Here is a 9,527-nt window from a genome sequence, read left to right as displayed (position 1 = left end):
AAATACCTTATACAACCGTTGAAAGAATATTTTATTCCGTTGCTAAAGAAAAAGAGAAGGAGCATTTAGAAACTCTTGAAAGTGTTTTAGAAAACTATGAAATGTTTATCATTTTTTTAAAGCAACGATTAATCTATACCCACAATTTTGCTGCGGCGTTCAAGGAATACAACATCACGCCATACGCCATTTAACTTTCCTAAACGTTGTCGTATACCAACTTCACGAAATCCAACACTTTGATGTAAACGTAAGCTTGGTATGTTTTCAGGGAAAATCCCTGCATTTAATGTCCAAAATCCTTTTGCTTCCGATTCTTTGATCATGGCTTGTAGAAGTTGTTTTCCAACACCATTTCCTCGGCTCACATCTCGAACATACACACTCACCTCTCCTACTCCTGCATATACGCAGCGATCTGATACTTTACTGATCTTACACCAGCCTTGAATACCTTTTTCATCTTCAGCAACCAGACACAAGTTTTCCGCAATTGTCGACTCCCATTTTTCGAATGATGGCACTGTCGTTTCAAACGTTGCTTGTCCTGTCGCAATTCCTTGCTCGTAAATTTCCTTCACTTGCAGCCAATCCTCTTTGTAAAAGCTGCGAATGTTCATATTTAATCTCTCCTTATTTTTTATATAGAAAAGGCACTAGGAATCGCCCTACTGCCTTTTCTATGTCACAAAAACAACACTTACGATTAAATGTAGAAGGGCAACATCCATAACGGTACGGTTTCTGATCTGTTACACCGCGTTTTTTAAGGTTTCATTGCTTTTATGACCGCAGAAACTATGTAATCTTCGAAGTTCGCTCCAGGCACCCAGTCTTTGATAAACTCCTTCGATTCATCTTTCGGTTCAATGGTGATATGTGTGAATCCACTCTGTTGCAACAATGATTCCAGTTCTCTAATTGATGCTGCTCCTGATACGCAGCTCGAATACAAGACATCCATATTGTTTTTGATTTCCGATGGAAGCTCTGCTGTCGCTACAACGTCGGAAATGACGAGGCGACCACCTGGTTTCAGCACACGATAGGCTTCCTTGAACACTTGGGGCTTATCTGGAGAAAGATTAATGACACAATTGGAAATAATAACATCAACCGTACCATCTGCAACCGGTAAATGTTCAATCTCTCCTAATCGAAATTCGGTGTTGGTATAACCATTCTTGGCAGCATTATTCCGAGCTTTGCTGATCATTTCTGGCGTCATATCTACACCAATGATGCGGCCGGTTTCTCCAACCTGTTGTGCCGCCAGAAAGCAATCAAATCCAGCACCGCTACCAAGATCCAACGCTACTTCTCCAGGTTTCAATTCCGTAATTGCCAGCGGGTTGCCGCAGCCAAGTCCAAGATTGGCTCCTTCTGGTACGGCAGATAATTCCTCATCCGAATAACCTAGTTTTGCCGATACCTCCTTAGGTGTACCACAACCTCCGGAACTGACTGAACAACACCCCCCAGAATTCACTTCCTGCATCGCAATTTTCTTATAGCGGTTTCGGACATTTTGCCGGATTTGATCGTTATTCATGTGATTCATAAGTGATCACTCCTTAAATAAGATAGAATAAAAATCCTAATAACCCTGCCATCGTCATGACAGAGCCTACAAACGCAAAGACTAGTTTTTTTTTAAAGATACTGTGCAATATTGATATCCCGGTAAGCTTGCAGCTTCTCAGTTAATCATCAATGCAATGTCATGCTCATTGTAATCAACATTGGCGAGATAGGAATCACGAAAAGACGGACATTCCAAGGATTTTCGATGATTGCAGCAATACACCCCCATTTAGATTGAAATTCATTCTGTCGGTACAGCGCCATGAATAACGGCTCCAACGCCTGAACCCAAAAGCAAATAGTAAAAGGTGTCCTGTAAATCTTCTCTCATGTTTCCTTTTTAATCTTTATCTCTCCTTTCGCCATTACTTTGCATAGCTTGACTTTCAATCCGTATTTTTCAAGCCTGAATATATCTATCTAAAAAGTGAATAACAATCAAAATACTAAAAATAAAAGAGTTCATTCCAACGAAACAGAAAGAAATTTTCGAATAATCTTATCTCTTTTATTTTATTTGAAAAATGCAAATATAAGTTTAACGAATTGGCAAGCCAAGATAGCTTGCCTTAAAATAATGGTTTGCAACATACGCTCGATTTTCCCATGCACTCATTCAACAATTTAATCGAACGAATTACTGTTTCTTTCTCAAATTCCGTCATGTGTGAAAATACCTCTTCTAAATATTGTCTGATTTCTCGATCGATAGTTGTTGCTATAAATTTTCCCTCGTTGGTTAGAGATAACGTGTATACTCTTCGATCTTCAGGGAGCGGCGTTTTTTTTACTAAACCCTTTTTGACCAAATTTTGAATCTGTCTGCTGAATGTCGTAATATCCATTCCCAATACTTCGGCCACTTGTTGCATAGAAGGGTATTCTCTTTTATCAATTTCATATAGAATATGGCTTTGAACGAGAGAAATATCAACACCATCAATAGAACAGCAATTTTTATTCAGCAATCCAAAACGACGTGTCATCACTTGAAAAAGCTCTCTAACGTTTTCCATTTTTTCACCTCTATATTTATTTATACTATATTATTTGCGATTTGCAAATAATCATTTTTAATAATAAACTGAAGCTCCATCAGATCGTTGAATGGAGCCGAAAAAAACTGTTAAGACATTAGTTATGAAACTAGCTGAATTTTGCACTATAAAGTTAAAAATAGACTATTCACACAAATCTTTTGTCCGCTTTAAACCACTCATATATTGTTATTGGAACCATGCAAAAGTTTCGAGTCTTTCAGTACCTAGACCTGTGCTGCTTATTTATTCGCTGTTAAAACAGTTGTTAGCTCGTCAATTGCTTGCCGAATATCATCCTGCGTATTGTAAAAATGAGGAGCGATTCGGATGACGTCGTTTCTAGCAGAAACAATGATATTTCTCTCTTTCAAGATCGATTCTATTTGCCCAGCATTTTTTACATAAAAAGCAGTTATGCCGCCTCTTTTGTGAGCCGATAAAGGAGTAACAGTGTGTAATCCTTTTTCTTGTCCATAATCTAATGCGAATTGAGCTAATAGGTTTAAATAAGAAGATATATTCTCCACTCCTATTTCAAGAAGTAAACGAATAGCGGCAGCTGCTGCATAAGCGCTTATAAAAGAAGGCGTTCCAGTCTCAAAACGACGTGTTCCAGCTGCTGGTATAATTTGATGAACATTGAATTTCGAATGATCCTCCTGACCAAACCATCCTGTGACGCGCGGCTTCCATTTCTCTGCCAATTCAGCTTTTATGTATAGGAAGGATATTCCCGTAATACCTAACAAGTATTTCCTTGTTCCTGCTGCCAATATGTCGATATCCATTTTCTTTACATCAATAGGCACCTGTCCAGCAGATTGATATGCATCAACAAAAAGAAGTGAACCTTTACGATGAACAATGTCTGCAATCGCTTTGAGATCTTGTTTAAAACCGTTGTAATAACAGACATGGGAAATGGATGTGACAAGTGTGTCAGACGTTACATAACGTTCATAATATTCTAAAGGAATGACTCCTTGTTGAGAAGGAATAAATCTGACCTTTGCTCCAAATTTCTCCTGAGCGAGCCATACATGACCGGCGGTTGGAAAGTCCATATCTGTCGTCACAATGATATTTTTCCCTTTTTCAAAAGAAAGTGAAGAGGCAATAGCAGAAAAAATGTCAGAGACCGAGCATAATACAGCAATTTCATTAGGTTCAGCACCGATTAATTTTGCAAAACGGTATTTTGCCTGTTCAACTACTTTTATTGCTTGATTCCAATTAACCCCCGCCGTTAGCAAACTATTCATATACGCTTCAATCGATTCGGACACAGTTTTTGAAATGGCTCCTTGCGAACAGCTCGCCAGATGGATTTTCGATGCTAAAACAGGAAATAAAGAACGATAATGAGCATACGGGTGTTTCAATCCTATCTCCTCCCTTCAACTCCGCAAAAAAATTTTCTCCTAGTTATTGGTCTCCCGATTATTATAGTAATCAGCAACTGGGTTTTTTCTTTTAGTTTATTATCCTGTTTCATAGACTTACAAGAGTTTACTATTTGGAGTAATGAAACCTCTACTGTAAACTCCTGTTTTTATTTTGCCAGTGTGAATCCAATATAAATCGCTGCTCCCCACATGACGAGCGCGGAAATTTTGTTGAAAGCACTCATCAAACGTCCAGATTGATCTAGATCCCCTATTCTCCGCCCTGCCAAAGCCAGCCCCGCAAACCAGATCCAGGAAACTAGAATACAGGCAAGTGCAAAAGCTGCTTTTTCCCCTTCATTGTATTGAAGTGAACTCGTTCCGATCACTCCAATCGTATCCATGATCGCATGTGGATTGAGCAGCGAGACCGATGCTGAAAACACAACTTGTTTGAATGGTGTAAAAGTTTCCTTAGCTGTTTTTCCGTTATTCTCTTTAACAGCAGAAGGGGTACTTTTCCAAGTGCTCCACCCCATGTATAACAAAAATAAAATCCCAAAGCACAGCATAATCGTTTTGATCAAAAAAGAACCCAAGACCATAATAGATACTCCGAAAACAGCAAGGATGATTAAAAGTGTATCACATAGTGATGCAGTTAAAACGGCTGGGAGCGCATGAATGAAGTGTTTCTGAAGAGCTCCTTGATGAAAAATAAAAACGTTTTGGACGCCAAGAGGAAGAATAAGTCCAAATGCAAGAATAAGTCCGTGAATAAAGGCTTCCGCCATTCCAATCCCTCCTCTCCTATTGCAATGCATATGAATACAATTTTACTCGGAAATCGATTATTGTCTCCAACCAATTGGATGGATTCAATACCAACCAAGTTGTATAATCGACTCATATGATTGTAAAGGGAGAGTATTTTTTCATGAATGAATTAGATTGGAAGCCGGACAAATCGATTCCAGTTCCCCTTTATATCCAGATCAAAGAATATATTAAAGAAAAGATTGAAACAGGAGAATGGACTTTAGGGACAAAAATCCCTCCTCAACGCACATTGGCCAAAGTATTCGGAGTGAACCGCAGTACGGTCGTGGCGGCTATGGAAGAATTGATTGCTGATGGATTGCTGGAAGGAAAAAGAGGGAGCGGTACCAAGATTATTAACAATTCGTGGTCTTTGATGACCTCTACCCCTCCCCCAGACTGGAATTCCTATGTGCAAGCGGGGAGTTATTATCCTAATTTGCCTACGATACAGGAAATCAATAAAGCAGAGTTTGATTCAAATATCATCCGGCTAGGAACAGGAGAGCTTTCTCCAGATTTATTTCCACGTGAGATGATGAAACAAGTATTTGAAAAGCTGACGGGGCACATTGATTCACTTGGCTACGAGGAACCGAAAGGGCTGCTTTTTCTCAGGGAACAGCTCAGTAGATATTTGAAAACCATCGGGATTGAAGCTTCCCCTTCTTCCATTTTGATTGTGTCAGGAGCTCTGCAGGCATTGCAATTGATATCAATAGGTCTATTGCGGCGAGGTGCTACGATCTTTCTGGAAAAACCATCGTACCTGTATTCCCTGCATGTATTTCAATCTGTCGAAATGCGATTATTTGGACTTCCTTTAGATGAGCATGGAATTCAAGCAAATAAGATTTCGGAACAAAAAAAGCGGCAAAATGCTTCATTGCTTTATACAATTCCGTCCTTTCATAATCCAACAGGAATTTTGATGTCCGAAGAAAGACGGAGAAAACTGATCGATGTATGCGAAAAGGAGCGGCTGCCGATTATTGAAGATGACGTATACCGAGAACTCTGGCTCGATTCACCGCCTCCCCCACCATTGAAAGCCATCGATAAAAATGGGCTTGTTTTATATCTTGGGAGCATGTCGAAAACATTGAGTCCCGGTCTGAGAATCGGCTGGATAGTCGGACCGAAGCCTGTTATTGAGCGATTGGCGGATATTAAAATGCAAACCGATTACGGATCCAGTTCCTTGTCTCAATGGGCAGTTGCGGAATGGCTAGCAAGCGGGCTCTATCATCAACATTTGGAAGAGGTCAGAAAAGAATTGAAGGTTCGAAGAGAGATCATGATTGATTTATTACAGAGGTATTTTTCCGATATTGCGACCTGGACTGTTCCTAGAGGTGGTTTTTATATATGGCTGCGCATATTGCCTTCAATCTCCATACGGGAACTTTTTGAAAAATCATTAGAGCATGGAATTCTATTAAATCCAGGAAATGTCTATGATAAGCATGCAGCCCAGTACCTTCGCCTTTCTTATTCCTACGCTTCTTTAGCTGACCTGGAGAAAGGAATGTTCCGTCTTTCGAAAGTCATCCGACAACTAATCACCTAACTCTTTAACGTGCGTTCCATAGCGGTAGTTGAATCCATCGCATACATCAACATCTCGTATAAAACAGCCAATATCGAAACTTGAATAGGTCCCACATTCAGGCGATTGTGAATCGACGCTTGTATCGGAAGCTTTCTCGATTTTATTCTTTCAAGCCCCACTTAAACTACACATAACCAAAATAAAATAATGTTAGAAATCGGGCGGTGTTTCAAAAATGTAATAATTGAAGCCTCAAATCGTACTATAAATCCCTTAAAACTTTTACCTAAATTAAATATCTATTTTTCTCCCTAAAATCTGCCCCATTGCAGCAAATCTATTAATCTTAATGTTGATATTGTCTTGCAACAGCCAATGCTATATGACTTTTTCGTTAATTGTCTAATTCTTCTCCTAAAAAACACGAAGAGCCCAAGAAAGTTCTCCAGGCTCTTTTTGTTATTGATATAGAGGGACTGAAGGAAATTATTCACCAGTCTCAGCAAAACGTTTAATTCTTTCACCAATCGCATCGCGAACACGCATGAACACAGCCCATTTTTCTTCTTCTGTCCCCTCTGCCTTCGCAGGATCATCGAATCCCCAATGTACGCGTTTCACGTGCGGAGGTGTTACCGGGCAATGGTCTGCGGCGTGACCACATAATGTTACGACCAAATCCGCTTTATTTAAAATTTCCGGATCAATGATATCCGATGTTTGGTTCGAAATATCAATTCCTACTTCTTTCATGACTTTTACCGCGTTTGGATTTAATCCGTGAGCTTCGATACCGGCGCTGTACACTTCCCACTCGTCGCCAAGATATTTTTTTGCCCATCCTTCTGCCATTTGGCTGCGGCAAGAGTTGCCAGTGCATAAGAAGTAAATCGTCTTTTTGTCTTTCATGTTCATTCCACCTTTGTTGTTAGTATGATACTGATTCGGTTTTAAAGTATTTTCGTTTAAACCATAATGCTACGTTGACCAATGCAATCATGACAGGCACTTCCACAAGTGGTCCAATGACAGCTGCAAATGCTGCACCAGAATGGATCCCAAACACGCCAACAGCTACAGCAATCGCTAACTCAAAGTTATTGCTGCCGGCTGTAAAGGCAAGTGTGGTGGTGACAGGGTAGCTCGCTCCAAATTTCTTCCCCAAGAAGAAGGAAACGAAAAACATCAATACAAAGTAAATGAACAATGGAATGGCGACTCTCACTACATCCAACGGCAAACTTACGATAGCATCTCCTTTTAAAGAGAACATGACGATAATCGTAAACAATAAAGAAATCAATGTAATCGGGCTGATTTTTGGAATGAATACTTTTTCATACCATTGTCTGCCCTTTGCTTTTACCAACAAAAAGCGCGTCACCATTCCGCCAAGAAACGGAATTCCTAAGTAAATGAACACCGACTTGGCGACTTCCGTCATTGTAATATGAACGACAGCACCTTCTAGTCCTAACCATTCTGGAATGATTGTTACAAACACATACGCATAAACAGAGTAAAATAGCACTTGGAATACAGAGTTAAACGCTACAAGCCCAGCTGCGTACTCTCTGTCTCCTTTCGCTAAATCATTCCAGACGATCACCATCGCAATACAACGTGCCAGACCGATTAGGATGAGTCCGACCATGTATTCCGGCTTATCCGGCAAAAATACAATCGCCAATACAAACATCAATATTGGTCCAATAATCCAATTTTGTACAAGGGACAAAACCAATACTTTTATGTCTTTAAAGACGCGTCCCATCTCCTCGTAGCGAACTTTTGCTAACGGAGGATACATCATGAAAATTAAACCAATGGCAATTGGAATCGATGTGGTTCCTGCCTGTAAACTGTTTATTGCGTCTACAAAGCCCGGAAAGACAGATCCAAAGCCAATTCCTGCTGCCATAGCTAGGAAAATCCAAAGCGTTAGATATCGATCCAAGAACGATAGGCGTTTTTTCCCCGTATTATTCATTTTCCCTCCCAATTAAATTAAAATTAATAGGTTAACAACCACAACGGAGTGTAGGGTTGGTTTCCTCAATCTTACGAATATTCTCTGTTTGATCTGGAATGTGCTGCAGAATTTCTTGAATGAAATCATATAACTCATTTTCTAGATTGAGAGAATAATAAATCCATTGCCCCCTTCTATCTTCTTTTACTAATCCTGCATCTTTTAACTTGCGTAAATGCTGACTAATAGCCGGCTGACTCATATCAAATACTTCTAGAAGCTCACAGACGCAACACTCGCGTTTCTTTAAAATGGCCATAATCGTTAAACGTGTTTTATCACCGAGTAGCTTTAAAACGTGTGCTGCTTTTTCTATTTCCACCACTACTTTTTGCATTTGGAACACCCCCTATACATATATAGTTATATAAATATTTACTTATATATCAATCTACTTTATGGTTCATCGCACACTAAAAAATGTCTTTTCATATCCACGACATGAATACTGTTTAGTATTATCATTTCCTTAACTTCAATAAGCATATAACAATATACTTATATAAATCAACGGAAAATACGATTTTTAACATAATCTTTATAATTGACCCGAAAGTGTGAAAGAAATTTTTAAAGTCAGTGCAAATAACTTACACAATTGATTATGAGGAAAAAAATAAAACGTTAAAATTCCCTACTTTTTTAAGAAGCCAATACTATGTTTAAAACAAGAAGCTGTTGAACAATAACCCATGTCAACAGCTTCCTTCATCTATATAAAATTAAAAGAGGGGGAACAATTGTTTATCGCATTTTCTTATGCGAGACTGGATTTTACTAAAACTTTATAGAAGATCTCGATTCAAGCAATGCTTTGAAACGAATCATCATTTTGTTAAGACACTATGTTCAAAAATCCCGCAATAAATGACTCCGTTTAGCTTATCGTTTATCCAAAAAACTGGCTAAACGGCTGCCGCTAATTTGAATAATGGAAACTAAAATGATCATGATAACAACTGTAGCAAGCATAATATCCGGTTGATAACGATAATAGCCATTTCGAACGGCAAAATCTCCGAGTGTGAGTAAAATGTTTGTGGGAGAAATTCTTAGAATTCCCCGATGAGGGGGTTGGGAACGTAGGTTCGCAATCCCCCTCATCGGGGCCACCA

General features: G+C 39.2%; 10 protein-coding genes and 1 pseudogene. 1 reads left to right on the top strand and 10 read right to left on the bottom strand.

The window, feature by feature from the left end; all coding sequences use genetic code 11:
• Window positions 1-128: 128 nt before the first annotated feature.
• The 6 genes from FB379_RS17805 to FB379_RS17785 all read right to left on the bottom strand — a co-directional run bounded on the left by FB379_RS17805 (window position 129) and on the right by FB379_RS17785 (window position 4,803).
• Complete coding sequence (locus FB379_RS17805) at window positions 129-620, bottom strand: GNAT family N-acetyltransferase (protein WP_066251750.1); 492 nt, start codon at window positions 618-620, stop codon at window positions 129-131.
• A gap of 146 nt (window positions 621-766) precedes the next feature.
• Window positions 767-1,561 carry an arsenite methyltransferase gene (locus FB379_RS17800; protein ID WP_066251753.1) on the bottom strand — a complete coding sequence of 265 codons (795 nt, stop codon included), beginning with the start codon at window positions 1,559-1,561 and terminating at the stop codon, window positions 767-769.
• Window positions 1,562-1,710: 149 nt separating this feature from the next.
• Window positions 1,711-1,848: a hypothetical protein gene (locus tag FB379_RS18510; RefSeq protein WP_158640220.1), complete on the bottom strand. Its 138-nt coding sequence runs from the start codon at window positions 1,846-1,848 to the stop codon at window positions 1,711-1,713.
• A 305-nt stretch (window positions 1,849-2,153) separates the two neighbouring features.
• Window positions 2,154-2,600: a MarR family winged helix-turn-helix transcriptional regulator gene (locus FB379_RS17795; RefSeq protein WP_066251755.1), complete on the bottom strand. Its 447-nt coding sequence runs from the start codon at window positions 2,598-2,600 to the stop codon at window positions 2,154-2,156.
• A gap of 263 nt (window positions 2,601-2,863) precedes the next feature.
• The gene (locus tag FB379_RS17790; RefSeq protein ID WP_144598542.1) at window positions 2,864-4,006 is read right to left on the bottom strand and encodes an aminotransferase class V-fold PLP-dependent enzyme; all 1,143 of its coding nucleotides are present in this window, start codon (window positions 4,004-4,006) and stop codon (window positions 2,864-2,866) included.
• Between the two features lie 170 nt (window positions 4,007-4,176).
• The gene (locus tag FB379_RS17785) at window positions 4,177-4,803 is read right to left on the bottom strand and encodes a LysE/ArgO family amino acid transporter (RefSeq protein WP_144598541.1); all 627 of its coding nucleotides are present in this window, start codon (window positions 4,801-4,803) and stop codon (window positions 4,177-4,179) included.
• A 143-nt stretch (window positions 4,804-4,946) separates the two neighbouring features.
• On the opposite strand from FB379_RS17785, the gene pdxR reads away from it, so the two are divergent.
• A complete protein-coding gene (pdxR, locus tag FB379_RS17780) occupies window positions 4,947-6,398 on the top strand; it encodes a MocR-like pyridoxine biosynthesis transcription factor PdxR (protein ID WP_144598540.1) in 1,452 nt (483 codons plus the stop codon).
• Window positions 6,399-6,866: 468 nt separating this feature from the next.
• On the opposite strand, the gene arsC is transcribed toward pdxR, so the two are convergent.
• The 4 genes and pseudogenes from arsC to FB379_RS17760 form a co-directional block, all read right to left on the bottom strand.
• Window positions 6,867-7,289 (bottom strand): arsenate reductase (thioredoxin), encoded by a 423-nt coding sequence (arsC, locus tag FB379_RS17775; RefSeq protein WP_144598539.1) that lies wholly within the window; start codon window positions 7,287-7,289, stop codon window positions 6,867-6,869.
• Window positions 7,290-7,308: 19 nt separating this feature from the next.
• The gene (gene arsB / locus FB379_RS17770) at window positions 7,309-8,370 is read right to left on the bottom strand and encodes an ACR3 family arsenite efflux transporter (RefSeq protein WP_144598538.1); all 1,062 of its coding nucleotides are present in this window, start codon (window positions 8,368-8,370) and stop codon (window positions 7,309-7,311) included.
• 31 nt (window positions 8,371-8,401) lie between these two features.
• Entirely contained in the window at window positions 8,402-8,749 is a 348-nt protein-coding gene (locus tag FB379_RS17765; RefSeq protein ID WP_144598537.1) for an ArsR/SmtB family transcription factor, read from the bottom strand.
• Between the two features lie 545 nt (window positions 8,750-9,294).
• A pseudogene (locus FB379_RS17760) lies at window positions 9,295-9,527 on the bottom strand (hypothetical protein); the annotation flags it as partial.

This window comes from Aeribacillus composti (genome assembly GCF_007827555.1).
Classification (GTDB): Bacteria; Bacillota; Bacilli; order Bacillales; family Aeribacillaceae; genus Aeribacillus; species Aeribacillus composti.
This window is presented reverse-complemented; position numbering and strand designations above follow the sequence as displayed.

Bases quoted from the DNA above. Each gene is read 5' to 3' on its own strand.
- FB379_RS17805 (WP_066251750.1), bottom strand. From the start codon at position 620: ATGAACATTCGCAGCTTTTACAAAGAGGATTGGCTGCAAGTGAAGGAA.
- FB379_RS17800 (WP_066251753.1), bottom strand. From the start codon at position 1,561: ATGAATCACATGAATAACGATCAAATCCGGCAAAATGTCCGAAACCGC.
- FB379_RS18510 (WP_158640220.1), bottom strand. From the start codon at position 1,848: ATGGCGCTGTACCGACAGAATGAATTTCAATCTAAATGGGGGTGTATT.
- FB379_RS17795 (WP_066251755.1), bottom strand. From the start codon at position 2,600: ATGGAAAACGTTAGAGAGCTTTTTCAAGTGATGACACGTCGTTTTGGA.
- FB379_RS17785 (WP_144598541.1), bottom strand. From the start codon at position 4,803: ATGGCGGAAGCCTTTATTCACGGACTTATTCTTGCATTTGGACTTATT.
- pdxR (WP_144598540.1), top strand. From the start codon at position 4,947: ATGAATGAATTAGATTGGAAGCCGGACAAATCGATTCCAGTTCCCCTT.
- arsC (WP_144598539.1), bottom strand. From the start codon at position 7,289: ATGAAAGACAAAAAGACGATTTACTTCTTATGCACTGGCAACTCTTGC.
- arsB (WP_144598538.1), bottom strand. From the start codon at position 8,370: ATGAATAATACGGGGAAAAAACGCCTATCGTTCTTGGATCGATATCTA.
- FB379_RS17765 (WP_144598537.1), bottom strand. From the start codon at position 8,749: ATGCAAAAAGTAGTGGTGGAAATAGAAAAAGCAGCACACGTTTTAAAG.